Source organism: Peribacillus sp. TH16, assembly GCF_016651095.1.
GTDB classification, from domain to species: domain Bacteria; phylum Bacillota; class Bacilli; order Bacillales; family DSM-1321; genus Peribacillus; species Peribacillus butanolivorans.
Map to the genome: position 1 here is coordinate 1,207,285 of NZ_JAEKEM010000009.1, position 23,844 is coordinate 1,231,128.

Below are 23,844 nucleotides of genomic sequence, written 5' to 3' on the forward strand. Positions count from 1 at the left end.
GTTTAATCAATACTCGTGCTATATTTTCTTTTATTAAAATAATGTTATTTGATTGGATGATATTTATCATTTATTTAAACTTCATTTTACCATTAAGTTTACTTGCTCGTTTAATTAGACTATCTTGGAGATAATGTGAAGTAAAACATTATGCGTATTCAAATGTTCACATAGTTACTTATATCGATATATCCGCTATTTTCAAAGTCAAGTTTTTTCCCGATTATTATTTCATTTAATTATAAGAAACACCTGTGTGCTATATGTCGTGTACTCGTTTTAATTCAAAAATACAGTATATATATAATTTGAGGCGTTAAAATGTGAGGGCTACTATTTCGTTTACGAAAAGAATTCTTGTTAAATATAGCTTTAACTTGGCTATGACTTTCCTGTAAATAATAAGTTACTCCAACCTACTAATCTAGCTTATAATTATTGCTATACAGGAATTGATATGGCCTGATAACTTTGTACTCAATTATCTATCGTGAAAATTGTTAGTGTAGACATATCGTCTTATATGGCTCACTTAAGTTAGAGACGAAAATCCTGAATTAAGCGTTGACAACTTAGGCGTAATGTTCTTCTCTTCAAATAAAGTGTTCATTAATACCTTACAGTTACAATCAGCCAATGTTTTTTAGAAATTTCTTCAAAACCTTCGACTTTTCAATGTAAAACTAATACAATAATAATATTAGTTCCAAAAAAATGTCCTGTCGGTTGATTAATTCTCCTCAAACTGTATGCCATCTAGGTATAATAACTTATTGCTAACAGAAGTCATTAACTGAACATTTCCGTTTGAATGTACTTGAAGTGTGACATTAGAATATGATGTACCGTTAAAGTTAGTGACCTGAAATACTTTTTGATTAGCTGGTCTAAATCCAATAGGTAATGTAGTTATTACGGTCCCACGCATGTCTTCACCACTTTTCAAAGCACCACTTACTACAATTAAACCATTTTCAAGTTTTTTAATCGTGACACTTTTACCTTGACTATAGACTATCCAGTTGTTTTGGGGTATTAACGGTACGCTAACACCTTTGTTATTAACACCCTTATTTAATACTTTTAATGGACTATCATAGGTATTGTCATTTTCAATAGTGTTATAAATGGATGAATCACTAAATCCAATATGATATATCTCCCCTTTGGAGATATTATTATCTGTTATAGTGTTATATCTTGATTTTCCATCAAAAAGGATTGAATATGAAGTACCTTTTACTGCTGAAGCAGCTGGTGAGATAGTGTTACCTTTTATTTCTGCAAATGAGACATCTAAAAAATATAATAAGCCAGGATACAGCCCTTTGTAGTCTCCTTTATATGCAGGTTGTTCTATTTGATTGTTATATATCATTGGTTGTTCCGCTCCTATTAAGGCAATAGCCCCTCCCTGCGTAGTAATATTATTTTCTCTAATTACAACTTGTCTAGCTCCACTTAAATGTGACGTTAACACCCCCAACTTTCTTCCTGTTATAGTATTCTCTGATATTGTAATACTATCCCCCAAATTGGAACCATTAATTCCGTTCGTGATCCAACAACGTCGAATAGTAGCTGTAAAAAAACCATTTGTATTTTTTATATCATTATCTAAGCGCAGTCCATAGTTACCAAAGTTACCAATATAAACTCTTTGCATTTCCCAATTTGAAAAATAAGCATTCTCTCTCAATACTATCTCTATTCCATATGTCCCACTCCCCTCTTTTTCTGGCTCAATTCCAAAATCTCTAAAGTCATAAAATGTATTGCTGCTACCATTAGTAGGAGGTTGTATTTTTATAGCCGATGATCGACCTTCATATATGATTTTAGATAGACCCATACCGTCACCATATATTTTTATTCTTTTTGAAATCAAAAGGGTTGTTGATATTTTATAACTCCCACTTGGGATGTACAGTGCAAGATTGTTAGATTCTGCATCATTTATTGCATTTTGAATTGCTTTCGTATCATCTGTAGTAGAATCCCCTATTGCTCCAAATTCTTTAATATTAATAAAGCCAGACATTTCACTCGACAAAATCCCATCTTTAGTATAATTCTCGTTTACTATTTTTAAATCTTCTGAGAGAAACAAGCTTATCTTTATGTTTGAATTGGCTTTAGGGCTAGCAATTGCATAATAATGGCCTTTATCTTCACTAAGTGTTTTTGTATACTTAATACTTTCTATCTTAAATTCTTGGTTGTAGTTTTCTTTAAGATAGCTTAGGGCCTCTTTTTTAACTTTAATTTCCAATGATAGGTTATGCAAATTGCTATAATGAAAAACAGCAGCCAATAATACAATTAATAATAAAATCAAAAATAATGCCTTTTTCACTTTACCCCCTCGATTCTAATCTTCAAATTTCTATAATATTTATCAGCTACAATAATCCAGACAGATCAGTTAGTGTCAGGTAGAGTGCATCTACTAAAACCGAAGAGAATCTACGATGAATAAAAAAAGAGAAAATTTAATAATCTAAGAATTTATATGTATATAATAGGATTTCGTTCTAAAATTAAAATCATTATAGGTAAAAACTTAAAAGTTGGTCGATAGAATAGAAACATTGCTCCAACAAGAACAATTCCATGCCCGTACTTACGATTTAAAAGGGTCGAAAAATTATTATTAAGGTCCAGATAATTTAACTAGGTTCTATCCTAACCTTATAAAGAGCAAAATACCAAAAAGATTATACAGTTAACTCTCATTCAGTTTTTTTCTTAATAAAAGAATCAATTTGATTTGCTACAAATTTAGGTGTTGCATCATAATAAAGTTCCATACATTGCTTAAAAGGAATTCTTTTCCCAGCATTTTCTTTACAAAACATTAATAATCTACTAGAATTCTCATTTATGTTATTTTTATCTTGTTTTATACAAAGTGATAAAGGATACTTTTTTAATGTATCTACCACTATATCCTCATTATGAGAATAAATATGAACTATAGGTTTACCAAAAGATATATATTCAAATATTTTACTAGGAGTTTGGTTCTTAATTGTATTACCTATGCTTATCAAAATATCCGCATTGTTTATTGCTAGTTGTGCATCGGCAAAAGGAACCTTACCATGTAAAACAAGTTTATCGTTAAAGTCTTTTTGATAGCCGTTTAAAATCCCCTCACAGTCTCCGAAAGAATACATATTCATTTGAAAGCCAATTTTACTATTTATTAATTTTAACATTTCCATAAAATATGTTGGTCGTCTAATATTTGAGTAGAGAGCTCCAGTATATGTCAAATTAACTACATTAGATTTTCCATCATTATTGATTGATTGTTTGGGATTCATTAGGACAGGATGTTCAGTTACAACTAATTTATTATTAAAAGTATTATTTTGCATAAATATAGGTGACTTTAGCATATGATTAATGATTATAATTTTATCTGAATATTTATAAATCTCTTTTTCAAGCTTTTCATGTCTCTTGTATCTAAGCTTTTTCAACCAGGAAAATCGATGTAATGTTTCATTATCAGTAAATGGGTCAAATAAATATGGAATCATTGAAATAGTGTTATTATTTTTTTTAAATTGATATGCTGCTATCAAACCCTCAAAAGGGAAACAGATTGGTATTATAACGTCGATCTTTTCTTTAGAATCACATAATTTTATGGCTGAATAATACTTTCTTACCATGCTACTATTTACACTGTTTTTTTTAAAAATAAAACCTAAAAATCCTATTAACCTCAATATAAAATTCACAAAAGTAAGTATTGATTTCCTCCCTCTAGTTTTAGCTCCGTATCTGTGATTAATCCAATTTTTCAACTTCATTAGAGGTGTAGCAATTCCTATGATATTAATGTTATCATGTTCTCGTAAATTAGACAGATCATCATAACAAATTACACTAACTTTGTGCTTATTTTTAATTTCCCTTATAACATTATCAGCACATTTTGAAGTCGCAGAAAAATTCGGGTAATATTCACCCAATAAAAATACAATATTCGCCATAACAATCTCCTTCAGTCTAATAATCGCATCATAATTTGAAACTTTTATTAGAAATTAAAACCTTTAAAACTTTAGAGGAAAACTTTTTAATTAAATTAAAATGAACGGAAAAGTACACCGCTATCGCCATTAAATAACATATTAAGCCCAAAATTGAATTCTCAAATGCCGCAAATATAATAAATAAAAATATCATTGTAAGTTCTTCTAGAATATTAATAAAGCTAGTTATTTTTAGTTTCCCTTTTTTAAATATATTTCTGAAGCATAACATCTCCAAATCATTGTTATCAACGTACATATTGCAATGCAAATTACTGAACGAAAGATATAAAAAGAAGGAACAGTAATTATTAAAAAAATGATAACACTTGATATATTTGCTTTTAACATAGCTTTTTCTTCTCTTAGAATCTTGTAATAGGTATTTATCAACAGTTGTATTTTCCCTTGCACAACAACTATTGGGAATAATAGGTAAAGATAATTGAGTATGGGTGAATATGTTGGCATTATATTTTTGACGATCCAATAAACAGGAAAATAGAGGAGTAACATACAAAATATAATTATGCAGAGCATAATATTAATTTTTCCATAATAATATGGAATTACAACTTCTGGCAATCTTTTTAACATAGGATATAACACTAAACTAACTGAGGAAACAAACAATATTGTTAAATTTGTAGAAGAGATTGCAAAAGCGTAATATCCATATTCTTCTATTTCTAGAAATCGCTCTACCATAAAATTCCCTAATCCTAATACTAACATTCCCATTATATTAGCAATCATTAGACTAATTCCAACATACATGTTTTCCTTCATTTCAATGAATCCTAATAGTGTTGAGTTAGACTTTCCAAATAATAGTTCCTTACAAAAATATATATTAAATAGCAGTACAACTATTTTTATTGTTAAATCTGCTACTACGATTGCTTTGTAATAATGAATATCCATCACAATTAGAGTTAATATTGAAATTAGTAATAGAATTTTATTTAAAACAGTAGAAACACTATATAACTTCATTCTATTAGTAAACAAATAAACCATTGAAAAAGTTCCACTTAAACCTTGAACGAAAATATTAGCTGCGATGATTAAGAAAACAAATGTCTTATCTGATTTACCTCCTATTAATATTAACGTAATCATTAGAAAAGACAAAAAAAGCAACATGATTAAGAATAATTTCATTGAAGACCTTAACAGATAAAATGGTAAATCCTTATAATCATATTTTCCATATCTTAAATATAATCCATCGTTATATCCAATACAAAATACCCCTACAAATGAAGTATATAATAAATAAATCTGCCAATATCCAAACTGAGCAACACCCAAAAAATTAGGTAGTATAAAGGCAGTTAAAAAGCTTAATGCTAAGGATACCACTTGAACTAAGAGTATAGAAACGATATTTTTTATTCCTGAATTGATGATTTTATTTTCCACTACAGCACCTTTTTTTCCTAACTTGAATCAAGTTCATAATCCTATTTTAAATAACTGACGTAGTTCTCAATAAACTTTAACATATTAAAAAATAAAATATTATATACCTTTTTTGAAGTATTTTAGTAAGAAAAACCTTTTCACTTTTCCTAGTACTATCAAACCTCATTTATTTGGAAAAACCCCTTCATTTATGAATTGTTATTTCAACAATACTCTACGTTACTTTCCCTAGTAATTTGAGGTTGTATACCAATTTATAAAGATCCTAAGTGATCAAATAGTGACTAATAATTTTCAGGCAAAAAATACTCTATGCCTTCGATCAAATTCGCAAGTTCCTTAGCATCAAATGGATCAAAGAACCAAGCATTTTCATACCCTTCTAATATTTCCTTTGAAAATGCACAATTTGAGGCTAAAATAACTCCTTTATGCAGTTTTGCCTCTAACATTGGAAGTCCAAAAGTCTCAATATATGAAGGAAATAACAAAACTGATTTCGTGTAGTAATCAAATACTTGCTCTCGAGAAAGACTACCAATAAATTCTATAGGTAGTTTTTCTCTTTTAACTTCACTGTATAATTCGGAAATATGATTATTCTCATCACCTGTTATAGTAAATAAAATCTTATATTTAGTTTTTTCTGATTTTTTTTTAATATTTTACAAGCTTCAACTATTAATTTATGGTTTTTATAATCAAAAGCACTTGCTGGATAAAAAAATGTTGATAAGGTATGTTTATTCGCCTCAAAAAAAGACTTTACATCTAAATTTATTTTTGGAGGAACTACTTCAATATTTTTATTTACAATACCTATCTCTATAATAGCTTTTTTCATCCACTCAGTTTGAACAATTACCTCATCAGCATTTTTAATTGATTTAATAATACTTCGGCCAATAATGTTCTGATACACCCATAAATGTTTATTCTTTTTAAAAGGAAATCTATAGTCAATAAAGGGTAACGAATTATGAACATATAAATCTTGTTTGATTTTAGTATAAGGTATAGTTATATTTTGTAACGAAAGAATCTTATCTGCATCGTATTTTCGAACTAACTTTGCTGCGACAAAATTATCAAAAAATAATCTATGGAACCAGCTTTTCTTTATCCACGGGTATCGTAATACTTTTATATTATCTGTCTCAGCTAGGACGGGTTTACTAACCACAAAAATCCAATGAATACTTTTATCTTTACATAAAATAGCATCATTATGAAATTCATTTAATACTGATAATGCTCCGCCGCTTTCTGCGAGGTACATCGAATACCATAATATTCATCGAATATATTTAGTCCTTTCCCCAGATAACTTTATTCACTATTTTTGTGTAACTTTGAATGATTTTCACCACTTTTACAGATACATTATTATCAACATAATCTGTAACAGGAAGTACTAACTCGTTATTTTCCCACATATGTCTACATAGCTCTACAGACTGCACTATTTCATCTGTTTTGATTCCTCCAAGTATAATAACTCCCTTATCTAATGCTTCTGGTCTTTCTGTGGAGGTTCTGATCGATACAGCTGGGAATCCTAATATAGCAGCCTCTTCAGGAACAGTCCCACTATCAGAAAGCACACAAAATGAATTTAACTGTAGCTTATTATAATCAAAGAAACCAAACGGTTTAAGATTTTTCACTAATGGGTGAAATTTAAAATCTCTTTTTTTAATAATTTTTTCACTTCTTGGGTGAGTGGAATATATTACGGGAATCTGGTAATATTCTGCAATTTCATTAATAGCATTCATTAACGATATAAAGTTTTTCTCATTATCTATATTTTCTTCTCTATGAGCTGAAACTAAAATATATTTTCCTTTTTCTAATCCAAGAGAATGTAGAATTTTACTCTCTTGGATATTATCTTCATGATTTCTTATAACCTCCGTCATCGGTGAACCCGTTACGTAAATATGCTCTTTTCTGTATCCCTCTGAAATTAAATACCTGCGTGCATGCTCTGTATAAGGTAAGTTTACATCTGAAATATGATCAACGATCTTTCTATTTATTTCCTCGGGAAGATTTTGATCAAAACATCTATTACCCGCTTCCATATGAAAAATAGGTATTTTTAATCTTTTAGCCGATATTGCTGATAATGCCGAATTCGTATCACCTAAAATTAGCAATGCATCTGGCTTATTCTTTTCTAATAACTCATAAGATTTCGCTATTATATTACCCATCGTTTCACCTAGATTAGTCCCAACACTATCTAAATAATAATTTGGTTCACGAATTCCTAACTCGTCGAAAAATATCTGGTTTAATGTATAATCCCAATTTTGTCCTGTGTGAACAAGTACATGCTCAAAGTATTTATCCATTTTTTTAATTGTTTCACTTAGCCTAATTATTTCTGGTCTTGTTCCAACTATTGTCATAACCTTAAGTTTATTCATTTTTCTAACTCCTAACCTTTATTTAAAGTAGTGTGGATAAAGTTCTTCGTGATTATAAACCCACTCTTTCATTTCTAAAATCATTTGTTCATAGGAAGGTACTTTAAAATTAAAGTCTCTTCTGTTATTTAATAACGATTTGTTCAACGAGACATTATCACTCTTAATAATTTCTATACTATTATCTTTAAAATATTTATTAAAGTGACATAGCATTTCATATTTATTGATTGAATAGTTATTAACCAAATTGTATAAGCCAACTAGATTTTCTTCTGCTGCTTGTTCCATTGCTTTTGCCAATGTTAGTGTTGTTACTCCTGTCCAGATTGCCTTTGTATATCCTTTTATTTCGCTACTTTGCCTCATAAACCAATTAAATAGGCCTATTCCATTTTTATTTATATCTGGTCCAATAATAGAGTTTCTAAATGTCAGGTCCTTATCATTTTCTAATTCACCTAATGCTTTGGATCTATCATAAAATGTCTCTCCATCTCTAAGCGAACTTTCAGTATAATTCCCTATCTTTCCAGAAAAAACACAATCAGTACTCATATGAATAATTTTAGTGTTTGAAGCTTTAGTTATATTGCTAAGAAAATTTGGTAAATAACTATTTAAAAAAACAGCTTGATGTTTATTTTCCTCAGCATCTTGATTTAATATCCCTATACAGTTTATTACTGCATCATATTCGCCTTTAATAATCGTTTCTTTTAGTAAGGGTAAATCAGTTACATCAGCTATAATATTTTTACAATATAGGAATTTTCTCCTTGTTAAAGCTGTTACCTCATGCCCCTTATCTTTTAAGTATATTGCTATTACATGTCCTGCCATACCAGTAGCGCCTAGTACTAAAAATTTCATACTTGTACCATCCACTTATTTAGTTCTTCCTTAATATAATCAAGTTCTAATAGCTTTTCTTTAATTTGCTCTAAGTTTAGACGTTGCGTATTATGAGAATTATATTCTTGTTCGATAGACAGCTTTTTATTTCCTTCTTCAAAATACTTATCATAGTTTAGATCTCGTTGATCTGCTGGAACTCTAAAAAATCCTCCTAAATCTTCTGCTATTATATACTCTTCTCTCGTAAGAAGTGTTTCATATAACTTTTCTCCATGACGAGTACCAATAACTTTGATCTCGTTATCTGCCTTAAATATTTCCTTTAGCGCCTGAGCCAAATCACCAATTAAACACGCTGGCGCCTTTTGAACCATAATATCCCCAGCCTCAGCATTTTGAAACGCAAACACTACTAGTTCAACTGCCTCTTCAAGACTCATAAGGTATCTAGTCATATTAGGGTCTGTTATGGTTAGAGATTTACCACTTTTTATCTGTTCAATGAATAATGGGATAACTGACCCACGAGAAGCCATTACATTACCATATCTAGTTCCGCATATTAGGGTTTTATCCGGAGAAATTGTTTTAGATTTAGCAACAAATACTTTTTCCATCATTGCTTTAGAAATCCCCATTGCATTAATTGGATAAGCAGCTTTGTCAGTTGAAAGACAAATTACTTTTTTAACTCCGTAGTCAATAGCTGCTGTTAAAACATTATCTGTACCTAAAACATTAGTTTTTACAGCTTCGAGTGGAAAGAACTCACAAGAAGGTACTTGCTTTAGAGCGGCTGCATGAAAAACATAATCCACTTCATGCATAGCGTTTTTCACACTGGCAAGATCTCTAACATCACCAATATAAAACTTAAGCTTGTCATTTTTATATAATTTCCTCATATCATCTTGCTTTTTTTCATCTCGTGAAAAAATACGAATTTCTTTAACGTCACTATCCAAGAACCTTTCCATAACTGCATTCCCAAAAGAGCCAGTGCCCCCAGTAATCAATAATGTTTTATCTTTAAACATTTTTTTCATCTCCATAATAAATAATTTTTTTCAATAATGTATTTAACCTCTCCATATATATAGTTTTAGAGAAGTTTTTATCATAGTATTGCCTCGCATTTTTACCGTAACTAAGATGCATGTCTTTGCTTTCAGCAAATTCACTTATGCTAGCAGCAAGTTTTACATAGTCCTCTGCAGGAGTACAAAACCCACAATTAGCCTCATTTAAAACTAAATTTGTTTCTCCATCTATTGATCCTAAAATTGGTTTTCCTGCTGCCATATACGATTGAACTTTATTTGGTAAGGTATACGATATTGCTTTATTCGCTTTCAAAGTGACTAAAAAGGCATCTGCCATCTCATAAAACTTTGGCATTTCCGTTATAGGATGCTGCCCGTGGAATATTACATTATTAAGTGAGAGACTTTCCACTAATTCTTCACACTTCTTTCGTGAAGATCCGTCTCCAACAATATGAAACCTTATATTCCGCTCTTCTTTAATTTCATTTGCTGCATAGATTATTGTCTCAACACTTTGCATTTCACCTATATTCCCTGCAAACACTAAGTTTGTAGTTTCATCACGGTGCTCAACTTCTTTTATATTTTCAAATAATGCTTCCGCATAGACAGGTAGGTGAATAATTGGGTCATGTATATCTAATGTATTTTTGAAATATTCCTCAAAAAGCTTTGAACTTGTTAATATTTTGTCTGCACTCTTGTAAATCCACTTACTTAATTTTAATAAAACACTATACAGTTTACTATTAGAAGAGATACCTGCAGATGCTATACTTTCAGGCCATAGGTCATGACAATATAATATCAGAGGCTTTTTTGTAATCTTTTTCAATAGGATTCCTGGCAAAGCCATTGTAACAGGTGAAAGCTGATAAACTAAAATGAGATCGAAGTCTTTTTTTAAAAATAAGGCCTTACAGGTAGCAGTTAAAGCAAAACTAGCGTAATTTAATGCAAGTTTTTTCACACCTTTTCCTCTTCCAATTAGAGAGGAACGTATTACGTTAACTCCGTTTATTTGTTCATTTCTATGCTTAAGACCCTTATACTTTTTATCTACTATCCCACTGGGATAATTCGGAAGTCCTGTAAGGACAGTTACCTCGTTTCCTTCTTTAGCTAATTCAAAACATATATCATTTACTCTAAATTGTTCTGGGAAGAAGTATTGACAAATTACAAGTACCTTCATTATTGACTTCCTCTTTGCTTACCTGATATATACTCTTCTATTCCAATTTTAATTCCTTCATCAAAAGGCATTTATATACCTCCAAAGCTTTTATATTGTTATTGAATTTTTGATTGGCTATTCCCCTCTTTTACCCCATCACTTCTAAGTACCGAGAAAACCGTTTTGATAAAAACCTTTACATCAAAAGGAAAACTCATTTTTTCAACATATTCTCCATCAAGCCTGGATTTTACTTCTATCGGAAGCTCATCCCTCCCATTTATCTGAGCCCATCCTGTAAGACCAGGAGAAATATCATTAGCCCTATATTTATCACGCTCTTTCATTAAATCATATTGATTCCAAAGCGCTGGTCGGGGTCCAATTATGCTCATTTCTCCCTTAAGAATGTTAATTATTTGTGGAAGTTCATCTAAACTGGTTTTACGTAAAAACTTTCCAACTCTTGTTATGTAAGATTCTGGGTTTTCTAATAGGTGAGTAGGAGTATCTTTGGGTGTGTCTATTTTCATTGTTCTAAATTTAAGAATATAAAACTCTGTTTTATTTATACCAATACGACGTTGTTTAAAAAGTACAGGTCCTTTAGAATCCAGCTTTATACAAAGTAATAATAATAAAATCATAGGTGATAATATTATCAACCCAAGTAAGGAGAGAACTAAATCAATTATTCTTTTTCCATATTTTTTATAAATCACTTAATCCACCACCTTAATTTCCAAGTGCTTTATTTCATATATGACTTTCGAAAACTTCCTATCATTATAAAAGTAACCAAACCAGCTTCATGGATAATTGCCTTTCTTACTTTCTTTAATTGATATTCCACTTTAACTACTTTGCTACTAAATAAACTTTGTTCTTTCTCCTATTAGCTAAATTTATAACGAATTCTTTAAGTTCTATTGAGGATAATTTATCATGAGATCCTAAAAGATAATGTATTTCCTCTTCCTGTTCCAATACCGCTTTACCAATAAATATCTTTGGAAATACAGCCTCCTTATGAACTTCATTCTCCCCTAATAATTCCTCGTACATCTTTTCTCCAGGTCGAATCCCAGAATATTCAATTCCAATTTCATCAATTGTGTAACCTGATAATTGAATGAGATTAGTAGCTAAATCTACAATTTTTACTGGTTCACCCATATCCAAAACAAAGATTTCTCCTCCTCTTGCAAGAGATCCAGCTTGAATAACTAATCGAGAGGCTTCTGGTATGGTCATAAAATAACGTGTCATATCAGGGTGTGTAACCGTAACAGGTCCTCCTGCCTGAATTTGCTTTTTGAATAAAGGGATTACACTTCCCCTGCTTCCAAGAACATTTCCAAAGCGAACAGCGACGAATTTTGTCGTACTATGTTTATCTAACTGCTGTATGACCATTTCAGCAACGCGCTTAGTTGACCCCATCACATTGGTTGGGTTTACAGCTTTATCAGATGAGATCATAACAAAAGTGCCCACACCATAAGTATCTGCTGCTTCTGCAACGTTTTTAGTGCCCATAACATTATTTTTAACTGCTTCCCGTGGATTGTACTCCATAAGAGGTACATGTTTGTGTGCAGCAGCATGGTAAGCAACATCCGGTCGATGGGTGTCCATCACTTCAAAAATTCTTTCTCGATCCTGAATATCTGCAATAACCGGTACGATTTCTATTTGATCAGAATACAATCTTTTCAATTCCATATCGATGAGATAAATACTATTTTCACCGTGTCCGAGTAAAACAATTTTTTTTGGAGAGAATCTACATATTTGACGGCAAATTTCCGAGCCAATTGAACCGCCTGCACCCGTTACTAGAATGGTCTTACCGGTAACTTTTCCCGAGATACTATTCATATCCAATTCAACAGGTTCTCTTCCTAATAAATCTTCTACTTCCACTTCTTTAAACTGATTAACCGCCACTTTTCCTAACATAATATCTTCAATCATCGGCATGATCTGAGTTTTTGCATTTGTTTTTACACATTCATCAAAGATGACCCTTAATTCTTTTTTACTTAAAGAAGGAATTGCAATGACTATATTATCAATATGATGTTTTTCAACCACTTCAGGAATATGCTTGGAGTTGCCCACAACGGGAATACCCAAGATATCTAATTTATCTTTCTTTGGATCGTCATCAATAAAGGCAATAGGCTTTAGTTGCGTATCATGATTATTAAGAAGTTGACGTACAACCATCGTTCCTGCCGACCCGGCACCAATAACCAATGTATTCTTTACTTCCAATTGATTGTTTATAAAACGGTCACGCAGCATTCTCCAAGAAAACCGGGAACCACCAATAAGAATTACATGCATCATCCACGTTAACGCCATAGCTCTTACATAAACATCTTGAAATATCAAAATTTGAATGATAACTACACTGATGACTGATAAGGTTACGGCTTTTACTATAGATATTAACTCTCCAATACTTGCATACTCCCAGGCCTTTTTATATAGTTTATAAATAGAAGCAAAAATATGATGGCTAATTAATAGAGAGACTGAGCTGACTAAGAGTGCTGTTAGCTTAAATATTTCTAAATATGGATGTAGGACTAAATAACTTACATAAATGGCCGATAATACAATTAAGGAATCTAATAGCGCCAGTAGTGTTAGTCGATTTCGGTAGGCCAACCAAACTTCCCCCTTTAATAATAAATGTATTCAAGATACTCACTTTTTAAATTCTGTAAAAAGCAGTACTCTAATGTTCTAGGCCTTTACTTTTCAGTGAAAACAGGTATAAATTTCATTCCAAATCACAACCTGGTAATTACCATAATATTTTAAGACTCTCATAGTCCCTTTTCCTTCTTTTGTAGAGCTTCTTTTCTTTTCTTAATAGACTTTGTCAGGCTCGTCTCTAATTGGTTTAATAAGACTAAAGTAGCGTCTTGTTGTATGTAACGCAGTGCTTTCTTTATAGATTTCGGATAATCATCAAACCTTTTCAAACGAATCTATCTCCTTATTAATTCCTTTTACACTGAATCCAATATTTCAAATGACCCCCAAAAAACTTTACACATTAACGAATATTATTTATACTAATGAAAGCGTTTCCTGATTAACAATAATTCTAAAAGATTCCTAAGATTTTCTTTTTAAACGGTACTGGTTTTTCAATAGATGGACCTTGCCCCTGAATAAGATGTTCAGCATTTTCCTTGAAATAAAATGTACGCTGGATTCCATATGTTTTTGTGATTGTTTCATAAGCCTCTTGTAAAGTGAATCCCCTAGAGCCTATATTATGGGCATCAGTTGCAATATAATGAGCCAAATTATGTTCAATAATTTTTTTTGAAAATGACTTAATATTTTTACCAAAGAGACCGATAATACTACCAGAGGTAAGTTGAGTTAAGGCACCTTCTTGAACCAATTTAAATAATAGATTATTATTCTCTATCAATTCCTTATTTCTCTCCGGATGTACAATAATGGGTGTTATCCCTTTTAACAACAGCTCATAGATCAGTTCTTTTGTGTATGTAGGCACATGTCCTGACGGGAGTTCTAGCAATAAATACTTGTCGGTATTATCAAGCGTTAGTACTTCTCCCTTTTCAAGTGAAACAAATAATTCTCTATGTATTCTCAATTCTTGTCCAGGATGAACAGAAAGAGGAATATTCTCTTGTTGTAAGCACTCATTTAACTCATATACACGATCAATAATGTTATCCTTCACATTTACATATCTCTCATTTAAGTGATGTGGTGTGGCAAATAAATGGGTTATCCCTGCTTCTACAGCTTTCTTTGCCATGGCCATGCTTTCCTGCATATCCGGTGAACCATCATCAACTCCAGGGATAATGTGGCAATGCAAGTCAATCAAATTTCACACACTCCCTTTATATAAATGGGATAATAGGATTAATCCCTTAGAAATCGGATAGGAATTAATACCCTGTTAATCGTAGCATAAAAAACTGCTATTAAATAGGGTATTAATTTGTATTATTTTGTCGAATTTTATTTAGATTGATAGTAGTAATAATTACTGGTATTTGATTCAATTCCATTCAATACAACTCCAAGTAATGCCGTATTGGTTTTTTCTATAAGCTCTTTTGCTTTTACTGCACTTTGTTTGTTCGTCTTGCCGCTTGCCACTACCATGATCACGCCATCACATTTATTGGCTACTATTTGAGAGTCAGTGACTACAAGAACTGGCGGGGTATCAAAAATGATATAATCATAGATACCTTTTAGTTCATTAATAGCTGTTTCTATTGCTTTGGAATTTAATAACTCTGAAGGATTAGGTGGTATCGGTCCACTTGTTAAAACATCTAGATTTGAAACGTTTGAATTCGAGATAGTTTTTCTTAAGTCTATTTTCTTTGTCAATACGCTAGTAAGTCCATGTATATTACTAAGATTAAAGGCATAATGAATGGATGGTTTCCTTAAGTCCGCATCCACAAGTAATACTTTTTTCTCTTCTTGAGCCAGCACAATCGCTAGGTTGGCAGCTGTAGTCGATTTGCCATCATTAGGCTCCGCGGAAGTAACCACAATGGTTTTGATTTCTTTATCCACAGAAGAGAATTGTATGTTTGTCCTAATTAAACGATATTGTTCAGTAATAGGCGATTTAGGATTAGTCTGCGCAATTAAATTCACTTGTTTTTCATCTTTACCTCTCAAAAATCCCACTTCCTTTCTTAATGTCACCGAATGGTCCTTTATCTATGTTGCGATATTTTTTGGATGGATCCAAGTAATGGCAAGTCTAGGATCGCCTCAATATCCTTCTCGTCTCTGATCGTATTATCCATGTACTCTAGTAGGAATGCCAAGCCTATTCCAGCCATCAGCCCAACTACCATCGCAATAGCGATATTCAATAATGGAGATGGTTTTACAGGAGTAGGATTTTCCTTTACTTCTGCCTTAGCAAGTATGCTAACATTGTCGACATTCATTATATCTTTGATTTCCTTTTGGAATGTTGTAGACACTGCGTTTGCAATTTCGACGGCCTTTAATGGATCACTATCTTGAACCGTTAAAGAGAAGACTTGAGAATTTTCTTGACTGTTTATTATTATTTTTCGACTAAGTTGATCTACGCTTTGTGGAAGTTTAAGATCATCAATGACTTTCTCTAATATTGCAGGACTTTTTATGATCACACTGTATGTATTGATCATGTCAATATTAGATCGTATTTGAATAGAGTCAAGTTGGTTCTCCGATTGTTTCTGATTAACTAGAATCTGTGTGGATGATTGGTAAACAGGTGTTAATAGGAAATAAGATATAGTGCCACTAATCAATGCGGCGATTAATGTCAGTAACGTAATTAACTTCCAACGTTTCTTTAATGTTTGAAAAATATCTTTAATACTAATAGTTTCTTCCATATTACCCTCCCAAAATATTAAAAATGACCTATTGCATTATAGCATAATATTACCTATATTTATGTTTTTTCTAGAAATTTTACATGAAATTTACAATGAATGACTACTTTTTCAATAAAAAATGCTTTCAAAAAATATTTAATAGTTTTCCAAACGAAACAATTACAATTTTTTGTGTCAATTTAGCGATTTCATATAAAACCCCGTCTTAAAACCCATTCAAAGAATGGGTTTTAAGACGGGCATTCAGTAAATATTAGTAAACACTATATCCACCTTGTGAACTAATAATATTAGAAACAATTTTGAAAAACAAGACCTAACTAAATACCTATAGAAACAAGAAAATCTGTTTATACGTATGATCGAGTCAAGTATTTTAGTCCCTATTTATCATTAAAAATGGAGAAAAACTGTGTAAACTTAAAGAGATAGTTTAGCAATACAATTTAGTACCTATTAAATTTTTTTTTGAAAATATTAAATAATTAATAATACATATCAATGGGTAGGTGTGATATACATGATAGGTTACCGTGTTAAAATGCTTAGAGAAGAAAAAAAATGTCAATTAGTGAACTCTCAACAAAATCTGGAGTGGCAAAATCTTATATAAGCTCACTGGAAAGAAACCTTCAAACAAACCCTACTATTTTAGTTTTGGAAAAAATCGCAAGTATCCTTTGTATAACTGTTGATGCCCTACTATATGAACAAGTAGACCACAGCATGGATGATGAGTGGAAGGAAATCATGAAAGATATTATGGGTTCAGGAATATCGAAAGAGGAAATGCGCGAATTTATCGAGGTTAGGAAATGTACTGTTCGTTAAACATGGAGAAATTATGATAAGGTTTCTCTTTTTTGCTCATTAACATCGAAAAGCCCCACTGTATTCATGATTCAAACTATTTCCAGAGAGGGAAAAAGCGGGTTATAACCACTTTTCCCCTTATTATACCCTATTAGACTACTAATGGAAGCATTCAACACAGAAGGAAAAACTCTATAATCTGTATTTCTTATTTATAATTGAGATACAAATATTTGTGACATTACTTCAGCTTAAAATATTCATCCAACACCTCGAACCATATGTTATGCCCTTAATCATTGGGATGGAGATTATCATTTGTTAATATATCAGCCAATCTCATATTCTCTTCTTTAAGTTTTTTTCAATCCCATTCATGCTATTAATATAAGTCCATATATTTTTATTAATAACCCTTTCAGAAGCTTTAATATAATCCAAATAATTTACCTCTAAGCTATTCCCTGTTTTACTATTGGCTACTGGATTCGGTGAAATGATTAGAATCTTTTCATTCGGTAGCTCTTTGTGTAACTTCGACATAATGTTTATTAAATCTTTTTCCGTCTGTTCCAGGGGATTTACAAAAATAACTAGATCTAGCTTATCATGATTGACCGCTTCAATTTTTTTACCTTCTAACAAATCCTTCGGAATACGTCTACCAGATAAAATATCCACCACAGTCCACTCAAAAAATGCCCATTTCTTCAAATCCCATTATGCTTTTTTTACTTTTTTTCCTTTATAAGGGGTATATCCGATATTTAGTTTCTTCCAAACCAATTTATTATGTTCCAGATTATCATATTACAACATTTAAAGCGTTTATGCGGTTTAGAATTGAACAAACTAATGCTTTTTTAGCTTTTATAATGTCATTTAATGTTTCTGATCGAGTAACTACATCAGGTACAAGGAATGTGATCTTCACTGACAAAAAGTAAATCTTTTTCTGGAAGTATGTCAGATGTATTATGGAAAATTTTTACTATTGCATATAATAACATAGATGAGAGGATTCGATACTATACACGGGCTATTTGTTAAAAAAGAAATAGTTAGTACGACTCAAAATAGACAATTGGTGTGCGTGACGCATCGACATAAAACACTTAAAAACGCCTCCAGTAATGATGCTACACATTTTGGACTAGATTGAATGAAGAGAAAATTTTACAGTTGCACGACGTTGTCGTATCACAAACGAGTCTGGACTCTTTTCTTCTATATACAATAGTATCATTTTTCCGAAAAGTAATATTATTAATCTTGCGCCATAACCACAAATCTAAGGCTACCTGACACAGAAGCAGGAGTAACAGCCGTAAAGGAAGTATAAACAATATGACACAAAAAAGAACAGAAGAATTAAACGAAATATCAGATAAGATTCTAAGTCATACAAAGCAATTAGCAAATACTGAGACTGATCTAACTCAACGTGGAGTTAACATTAGACAACCACCCTATAACGCAAAAGGTGATGGTGTTACAGATGACACAATACCAATCCAATCTGCGATAACTTATGCACAAGATAATAGCATGTCTTTATACATTCCATCAGGAACTTATTTGACATCTCAGACTTTGCACATTGGGAAGAGATTGAGATTCTATGGTGACGGAATGCGTACAACCAAAATCAAATACAACGGTGACTCGGCGGCTTTAAAAATAAAACCCTCTTCCTCCCAACATAGTACTTTTTATAACTTACATGATTTTTCGATTGAACCTATAATTGGAGGTAGAGGTACACACGGACTAGAAATTGAACTTATCGCTGGTTCATACTTTTCAAATTGGGAAATACACCGTATTTATATTGGTGATTTTGGAAGTTATGGCATATTTTTAAATAATAATATTAATAATTCTAATGGTTTTTTTACAGGTACGTTGCGGCGTTCGTGGATAACGAACGGAATCAAAGGTACTAAAGTAGGCGATAGTATAATTATTTCAGAGAATACAATAACAGGAAAAAATACAGGAGTTTCTTTTACGCACCAACCGGGCTCAGGACAAGTAGTGATAAGAGAAAATAACATAACTACTACAGGTGGGGCTATTTCTTTAATAGGTGGGGAAAAACCTATTATTGTGAATAATCAAATGGAACATCCACGTTATCTTGGTAATTATACGGGGTCAGTACGAGGATTTATTAATTTAAAGGATACAGTAAGTGCTGAAATAAGAGGGAATACATTATCTACGTCTGCTTCGGCAATTATCGCTGCAGACTTCGCTATTTATTTTGACGGAACATGTGCTTTATGTGTTATTACAAATAATACTTTAGTTAAAGGTAAAGTCGGACATGTTGGATTCGGGGCTACTGCCTACTCAAATATAATAAAAGACGACAATAGTTATGATACATCAAGAGCAAACCGTGTATTCATGAATACTGGTGTTAAAAATAAAGGTATAGATGTGCTAATAAAGCCACAAAGTGGATGGGTTGCTTACGACATTGCTTCCGATGTTTATGTAAAAAAACTTGAAAATGGCTTAATTATATTAAGAGGTGCTATAAAAAACGGCGCTATTACCCAAACTACTACTATTATTACACTACCTGATGGGTTTAGACCAAATCGTGTGAAAAGGTTCCAGGTAACAAACTTTGATGGATTGGAATTTTCTTCAGCAACAATTTTGATTCAGACGAGTGGGGCAATTCAGATTATGGCTGCTAAAGCAAACAACTTGCTTCAACTGGACGGTATTTCATTCACGGAGGATTAACCATTCTGAAAATCAAAAATGATTTCCACCCCAATCACCGACAACTTAAGCCTTACTGGATTTCAGGACAATTATTATATCATTTTGGGAACTTAATTTTATCTTTTATTTTATGAATATATTGTAAATGAAGATCTATTTTGTTATGTTTTAATTATAATAGTAATAAAGTATTTTTTGGAGGATAAAAGATGGATTTTAAATGGTACAAATGGAGGATTATCAACAAGATTCAAATGTCGCCTATATTACCTGCTCGATTTAGAATGAAAATATTAAGAAGTTGTGGAATGAAGTTAGACTCATCTTCTAGCATTGCTGAAAATAACTATATTGGTTCCCAAAAGTTAGTGATGGGAAAGGAAACAACAATAAATGTTGGAGGTTTCCTTGATGGTAATGCTCCTATTATTTTGGAAGACTATGTGAGAATTGGACCATATGTCAAAATTTTAACAGGAACACATAATTATAGATTATCTGTCATTAGGAGAAGAGCGGAAGACGGAACGGTCTCAAAGAGTGTTGTTATTAAAAAAGGTTCTTGGATTGGTATGGGTGCAATGATATTGCCTGGTATCACGATTGGAGAAGGGTGTATTATAGCCGCAGGAGCCGTAGTGACAAAAGACACCGAACCGAATGGTATGTATGGCGGTAATCCAGCTAAACGCATTAAAGATCTATCAATCGAAGATGATTTATTATAAATTCTATAAATACAAAATTAAAGATTAGCGGTTTTGTTATGTATCTAGAAGACCGATACTTCAAGTATGGCTATATTGTCTATAAAGTTGTTCATATTTAGACAACGAGATGCTGTTGTTAGTCGTGAAAGAGGAATTCGAAAGAATTATTTTACCAATATAAAACATATGTTTTGCCAAATACACAGTAAAATTTGCTCCTTTATATTTTTTTAGTTAGAGTAGGAACAAAATATGCGATTACGAAAAACAAAATAATTAACCACGCATTTGGAAATGTCTACGCTTATACCCCTTCCTACTCCTAATACACTAAGCCGTGAATTCAAATCAGGTAAAGTTTTTTTGATTCTATGTAAAGTTTGTAATGAATCTATGTGATCTTGGTAATTTTATTGGAACCCTTGTTAGCTTCGAAACTCTTAGTTATTGATTGAGCAAAAGGGGTTTTTGGAAATACCAGATACTCACATTAAATGCCCTATCTGTGACTTGGTGCTGTTTTGTCTGCGACGGTGACTGTTTTGACCGAGCTCGTATTTCCTGCCTTGTCAGTTGCTGTTACGGATAGAACTTTACCGACCCCTTGTTTTTTCATCATCGTAACAGTTTAATTCCCTGAGCTATTGGACTTTGCTTTTCCAAGAGCAATGCTGCCCATTTTGACATTAACTGTAGAGCTTGCTTCCGCTTTGTCAGTTACTTTTGTTGTATTGTCACCGAATGCATTTACAATCGGTTTCGTAGGAGCTGTTTTATCTTCTACATCACTCGGCTTTGATACGCACTAAATCTCATTAAGATTATTTGCTCCAAAAAACCAGCATTTCTGCTGGTTACTATAAAGTACCAATCACTTAACCAAATTCAATACTTCTAGAACTCTACCATCTGAATTATAGTTAAAAGTAACCGTCTTATCATCATGAATGTGATAGGTTAAACCAAAAAACTCTCCGGAATCTGGAAATCTTTGAATAAAATCGTCAAGTTGTTCAGAATTTAGTTTAACAACCATAGGTTTCTTTCTACTATTAAAAGTATCTTCTTCCTTCTCCATTAATATCTCTGTACCCATAATTAACTCCTTTAATCTCTCTCATTTCCCCATCATAATATACCTTATTAATTGGTAAATAAAAGGTCTTTAATTAAAATTTCACATTAATGATACGAACTCTTAACAACACTACCTAATTTCTTACAAAGTTACCCTACTTTCCAAGGAGAATTATTGGTTTCCATTAGAACTGCACGGTAAAGATAACACTTACAACTACGTTTGTTCCCTTGGTATGCAAAGGAAACTCCACTCTACATAAGGGTTCTGTATAGGCAGGAACATGATCTTATGGCAATCCAATAATAATCCGCTAAAAAACCCCTGTGGATTCCACTTTCAACATTTCATTTCTTATTTTCAAAGAGAAGATTTCTATGAAGAGGCGTGGCAATAATGGTCAAATTCCTTCTGAAACGGCGAGCTTCGCTATGGCTATGCTCTCGATTACGTGCTCTTGCTCCATCATCATCGAAGAAAAAGGTAAAATACGGTAGTGAATATCAATCATCATTTAAACCTCTTCTCCTCTTCGTAAGTCTATTTTCTTATTTATTTACCTAAATATAACACTTTTATTAATTTTTACAAATTTAATTTAGTATTTCCTGAATATAAAGTGACCTCCATCCTAATTTTTTGTTTCTATAATAATTTTATGAACTAATTATTAGTCAATTTTACTTAGATTCATAGTGATCACTTATTTTGTATTTCTAATTTTTATAGATTGTTCTCTACAACTTTAGTAAAATGAGAATGATAATTACTATCAATTAAGGAGAATAACTATTATGGGTGTACCCTTGTTAAAAGAAGAGCTTCCGGTTTCTAATAAAATCTGGACGCGTGATTTTATGATGATTTTCTTAGCTAACTTCTTTGTTTTTTTATCCTTTCAGATGACTTCCCCTACCCTCCCGCTTTTTGTAAAAGAGCTTGGTGGAAATGAACGGTATATTGGGTTGGTTGCTGGGATGTTTCTATTTTCTGCTCTGATTGTCCGCCCCTTTGCTGGTCAGGCCTTGGAAACAAAAGGAAGACGTTTTGTTTTCCTTTTCGGTCTAGCCTTTTTAGCTGTAGCGATTGGCTCGTTTGGATTTATGATGAGTATTTTCCTTTTATGTGCAATGAGAGTTGTTCAAGGGATTGGCTGGGGATATACGACCACCGCTTCAGGTACGATTGCCTCCGATCTTATCCCAGCAAAGCGTCGTGGTGAGGGAATGGGATACTTCACTTTATCGGGAAATTTGGCGATGGCTTTTGGACCTTCATTTGGACTTTTCTTAGCGGATGTGTTAACGTTTCAACAGTTGTTTCTGTTTTGCGGTGCATTAAGTCTAGCCGCTTGGATCATGGCTTCGACTATTTCCTATAAGAAAGTAGAACAACCTTCTGCTCCCACTAAAACTAATAGGTTTGACATTTATGAAAAAAGCGCTGTTGCGCCGTCCGTTCTTGTTTTTTTCATTACGGTATCTTTTGGTGGGATTGCCACCTTCTTACCGCTTTATACGATGGAAAAAGGCCTGACAGGTATTCAAGTTTACTTTTTTCTATACGCATTAGCTCTTATTTTCACACGAATGTTCGCTGGAAAAATCTATGATCAAAGAGGACATCAAGCCGTCTTCATTCCATCTACCCTTTTTATCGTAGCGGCGATGCTACTGCTTGCCTGGATGCCAAGTAACATGATTTTGTATATTGCAGCTATTTTTTACGGCATTGGGTTCGGTGCTGTCCAACCAGCTCTTCAAGCTTGGTCTCTTGAACACGCGGCCCGAAATCGAAAAGGCATGGCCAATGCCACTTTCTATTCCTTCTTTGATCTAGGAATCGGTTTCGGTGCGATTCTTTTCGGACAAATCGGCTATCTGTTTGGGTATAGAAGTATTTACATAATGGCAGCAATCTCAGTTCTGATCTCCATTTTGGCTTACCTATGGATTTTGAAAAAAAATGAAGTAATTCTATGGATCATTTCTAAAATCTAAAAATCTTTCCACATTAACCGATAATATTTGTAGGGAACATTTTTGGGGGAATTCGCATGAAAAAGTTATGGCATAAATT

Annotated in this window: 22 protein-coding genes and 1 pseudogene; 5 read left to right on the plus strand and 18 right to left on the minus strand. The window is 32.3% G+C overall.

All coding sequences use genetic code 11. The features are described 5' to 3' along the window. Positions 1-730 precede the first annotated feature (730 nt). The 15 genes from JFV29_RS19885 to JFV29_RS19955 all read right to left on the minus strand — a co-directional run bounded on the left by JFV29_RS19885 (position 731) and on the right by JFV29_RS19955 (position 16,419). Positions 731-2,356 carry a glycosyl hydrolase family 28-related protein gene (locus JFV29_RS19885; protein ID WP_201185957.1) on the minus strand — a complete coding sequence of 542 codons (1,626 nt, stop codon included), beginning with the start codon at positions 2,354-2,356 and terminating at the stop codon, positions 731-733. Positions 2,357-2,732: 376 nt separating this feature from the next. After that, complete coding sequence (locus JFV29_RS19890) at positions 2,733-4,007, minus strand: hypothetical protein (protein WP_201185959.1); 1,275 nt, start codon at positions 4,005-4,007, stop codon at positions 2,733-2,735. 234 nt (positions 4,008-4,241) lie between these two features. After that, positions 4,242-5,474: an oligosaccharide flippase family protein gene (locus tag JFV29_RS19895; protein ID WP_201185961.1), complete on the minus strand. Its 1,233-nt coding sequence runs from the start codon at positions 5,472-5,474 to the stop codon at positions 4,242-4,244. Between the two features lie 287 nt (positions 5,475-5,761). After that, on the minus strand, positions 5,762-6,139 hold the full coding sequence (locus JFV29_RS19900; RefSeq protein ID WP_201187970.1) for a glycosyltransferase: 378 nt from the start codon (positions 6,137-6,139) through the stop codon (positions 5,762-5,764). Further along, positions 6,091-6,756, minus strand: coding sequence for a glycosyltransferase (locus JFV29_RS19905; RefSeq protein WP_201185963.1), 666 nt, complete (start codon positions 6,754-6,756; stop codon positions 6,091-6,093). The genes JFV29_RS19900 and JFV29_RS19905 overlap by 49 nt, the downstream gene beginning before the upstream one ends. Before the next feature lie 28 nt (positions 6,757-6,784). Continuing rightward, positions 6,785-7,912, minus strand: coding sequence for a non-hydrolyzing UDP-N-acetylglucosamine 2-epimerase (gene wecB, locus JFV29_RS19910; protein ID WP_201185965.1), 1,128 nt, complete (start codon positions 7,910-7,912; stop codon positions 6,785-6,787). A gap of 18 nt (positions 7,913-7,930) precedes the next feature. Then, positions 7,931-8,785 (minus strand): SDR family oxidoreductase, encoded by an 855-nt coding sequence (locus JFV29_RS19915; protein ID WP_201185967.1) that lies wholly within the window; start codon positions 8,783-8,785, stop codon positions 7,931-7,933. Next, positions 8,782-9,807 carry a nucleoside-diphosphate sugar epimerase/dehydratase gene (locus JFV29_RS19920; protein WP_201185969.1) on the minus strand — a complete coding sequence of 342 codons (1,026 nt, stop codon included), beginning with the start codon at positions 9,805-9,807 and terminating at the stop codon, positions 8,782-8,784. The genes JFV29_RS19915 and JFV29_RS19920 overlap by 4 nt, the downstream gene beginning before the upstream one ends. Then, complete coding sequence (locus JFV29_RS19925) at positions 9,800-11,011, minus strand: glycosyltransferase family 4 protein (RefSeq protein ID WP_201185970.1); 1,212 nt, start codon at positions 11,009-11,011, stop codon at positions 9,800-9,802. Before JFV29_RS19925 ends, JFV29_RS19920 begins: the two co-directional genes overlap by 8 nt. Positions 11,012-11,109: 98 nt before the next feature. After that, positions 11,110-11,715: a sugar transferase gene (locus tag JFV29_RS19930; RefSeq protein WP_201185971.1), complete on the minus strand. Its 606-nt coding sequence runs from the start codon at positions 11,713-11,715 to the stop codon at positions 11,110-11,112. Between the two features lie 136 nt (positions 11,716-11,851). Beyond that, positions 11,852-13,672 carry a polysaccharide biosynthesis protein gene (locus JFV29_RS19935; RefSeq protein WP_201185972.1) on the minus strand — a complete coding sequence of 607 codons (1,821 nt, stop codon included), beginning with the start codon at positions 13,670-13,672 and terminating at the stop codon, positions 11,852-11,854. A 161-nt stretch (positions 13,673-13,833) separates the two neighbouring features. Then, a complete protein-coding gene (locus JFV29_RS19940; RefSeq protein WP_201185973.1) occupies positions 13,834-13,992 on the minus strand; it encodes a hypothetical protein in 159 nt (52 codons plus the stop codon). Positions 13,993-14,117: 125 nt separating this feature from the next. After that, the gene (locus JFV29_RS19945) at positions 14,118-14,882 is read right to left on the minus strand and encodes a tyrosine-protein phosphatase (RefSeq protein ID WP_201185974.1); all 765 of its coding nucleotides are present in this window, start codon (positions 14,880-14,882) and stop codon (positions 14,118-14,120) included. Positions 14,883-15,019: 137 nt separating this feature from the next. Next, a complete protein-coding gene (locus JFV29_RS19950) occupies positions 15,020-15,709 on the minus strand; it encodes a polysaccharide biosynthesis tyrosine autokinase (RefSeq protein ID WP_201185975.1) in 690 nt (229 codons plus the stop codon). Between the two features lie 29 nt (positions 15,710-15,738). Then, entirely contained in the window at positions 15,739-16,419 is a 681-nt protein-coding gene (locus JFV29_RS19955; protein ID WP_201185977.1) for a YveK family protein, read from the minus strand. Positions 16,420-16,942: 523 nt separating this feature from the next. Here JFV29_RS19955 and JFV29_RS19960 point away from each other — a divergent pair. Then, positions 16,943-17,253 (plus strand): annotated as a pseudogene (locus JFV29_RS19960) (helix-turn-helix domain-containing protein). Between the two features lie 321 nt (positions 17,254-17,574). Here JFV29_RS19960 and JFV29_RS19965 read toward each other — a convergent pair. Further along, positions 17,575-17,949 carry a hypothetical protein gene (locus tag JFV29_RS19965; RefSeq protein ID WP_207205157.1) on the minus strand — a complete coding sequence of 125 codons (375 nt, stop codon included), beginning with the start codon at positions 17,947-17,949 and terminating at the stop codon, positions 17,575-17,577. A gap of 633 nt (positions 17,950-18,582) precedes the next feature. Between JFV29_RS19965 and JFV29_RS19970 the strand changes: the two genes are divergently transcribed. Both JFV29_RS19970 and JFV29_RS31210 read left to right on the plus strand, forming a co-directional pair. Then, on the plus strand, positions 18,583-19,995 hold the full coding sequence (locus JFV29_RS19970) for a glycosyl hydrolase family 28-related protein (protein ID WP_201185980.1): 1,413 nt from the start codon (positions 18,583-18,585) through the stop codon (positions 19,993-19,995). Between the two features lie 191 nt (positions 19,996-20,186). After that, on the plus strand, positions 20,187-20,705 hold the full coding sequence (locus tag JFV29_RS31210; RefSeq protein WP_201185981.1) for an acyltransferase: 519 nt from the start codon (positions 20,187-20,189) through the stop codon (positions 20,703-20,705). Positions 20,706-21,186: 481 nt separating this feature from the next. Here the strand turns inward: JFV29_RS31210 and JFV29_RS31775 are convergent, their stop codons facing one another. Continuing rightward, positions 21,187-21,306 (minus strand): hypothetical protein, encoded by a 120-nt coding sequence (locus JFV29_RS31775; RefSeq protein WP_201185982.1) that lies wholly within the window; start codon positions 21,304-21,306, stop codon positions 21,187-21,189. Between the two features lie 49 nt (positions 21,307-21,355). Here JFV29_RS31775 and JFV29_RS19985 point away from each other — a divergent pair, with 49 nt between their 5' ends. Continuing rightward, positions 21,356-21,496, plus strand: coding sequence for a hypothetical protein (locus JFV29_RS19985; RefSeq protein ID WP_201185983.1), 141 nt, complete (start codon positions 21,356-21,358; stop codon positions 21,494-21,496). Positions 21,497-21,558: 62 nt separating this feature from the next. On the opposite strand, the gene JFV29_RS19990 is transcribed toward JFV29_RS19985, so the two are convergent. Beyond that, positions 21,559-21,783, minus strand: a complete 225-nt coding sequence (locus tag JFV29_RS19990) for a hypothetical protein (protein ID WP_201185984.1) — start codon at positions 21,781-21,783, stop codon at positions 21,559-21,561. A gap of 776 nt (positions 21,784-22,559) precedes the next feature. Here JFV29_RS19990 and JFV29_RS19995 point away from each other — a divergent pair. After that, positions 22,560-23,765 carry an MFS transporter gene (locus JFV29_RS19995; RefSeq protein WP_201185985.1) on the plus strand — a complete coding sequence of 402 codons (1,206 nt, stop codon included), beginning with the start codon at positions 22,560-22,562 and terminating at the stop codon, positions 23,763-23,765. Positions 23,766-23,844 lie beyond the last annotated feature (79 nt).

Bases quoted from the DNA above. Each gene is read 5' to 3' on its own strand.
- wecB (WP_201185965.1), bottom strand. From the start codon at position 7,912: ATGAATAAACTTAAGGTTATGACAATAGTTGGAACAAGACCAGAAATA.
- JFV29_RS31775 (WP_201185982.1), bottom strand. From the start codon at position 21,306: ATGATGAAAAAACAAGGGGTCGGTAAAGTTCTATCCGTAACAGCAACT.
- JFV29_RS19905 (WP_201185963.1), bottom strand. From the start codon at position 6,756: ATGTACCTCGCAGAAAGCGGCGGAGCATTATCAGTATTAAATGAATTT.
- JFV29_RS19890 (WP_201185959.1), bottom strand. From the start codon at position 4,007: ATGGCGAATATTGTATTTTTATTGGGTGAATATTACCCGAATTTTTCT.
- JFV29_RS19990 (WP_201185984.1), bottom strand. From the start codon at position 21,783: ATGGGTACAGAGATATTAATGGAGAAGGAAGAAGATACTTTTAATAGT.
- JFV29_RS19925 (WP_201185970.1), bottom strand. From the start codon at position 11,011: ATGAAGGTACTTGTAATTTGTCAATACTTCTTCCCAGAACAATTTAGA.
- JFV29_RS19915 (WP_201185967.1), bottom strand. From the start codon at position 8,785: ATGAAATTTTTAGTACTAGGCGCTACTGGTATGGCAGGACATGTAATA.
- JFV29_RS31210 (WP_201185981.1), top strand. From the start codon at position 20,187: ATGGATTTTAAATGGTACAAATGGAGGATTATCAACAAGATTCAAATG.
- JFV29_RS19955 (WP_201185977.1), bottom strand. From the start codon at position 16,419: ATGGAAGAAACTATTAGTATTAAAGATATTTTTCAAACATTAAAGAAA.
- JFV29_RS19920 (WP_201185969.1), bottom strand. From the start codon at position 9,807: ATGTTTAAAGATAAAACATTATTGATTACTGGGGGCACTGGCTCTTTT.
- JFV29_RS19970 (WP_201185980.1), top strand. From the start codon at position 18,583: ATGACACAAAAAAGAACAGAAGAATTAAACGAAATATCAGATAAGATT.
- JFV29_RS19995 (WP_201185985.1), top strand. From the start codon at position 22,560: ATGGGTGTACCCTTGTTAAAAGAAGAGCTTCCGGTTTCTAATAAAATC.
- JFV29_RS19985 (WP_201185983.1), top strand. From the start codon at position 21,356: ATGCTGCCCATTTTGACATTAACTGTAGAGCTTGCTTCCGCTTTGTCA.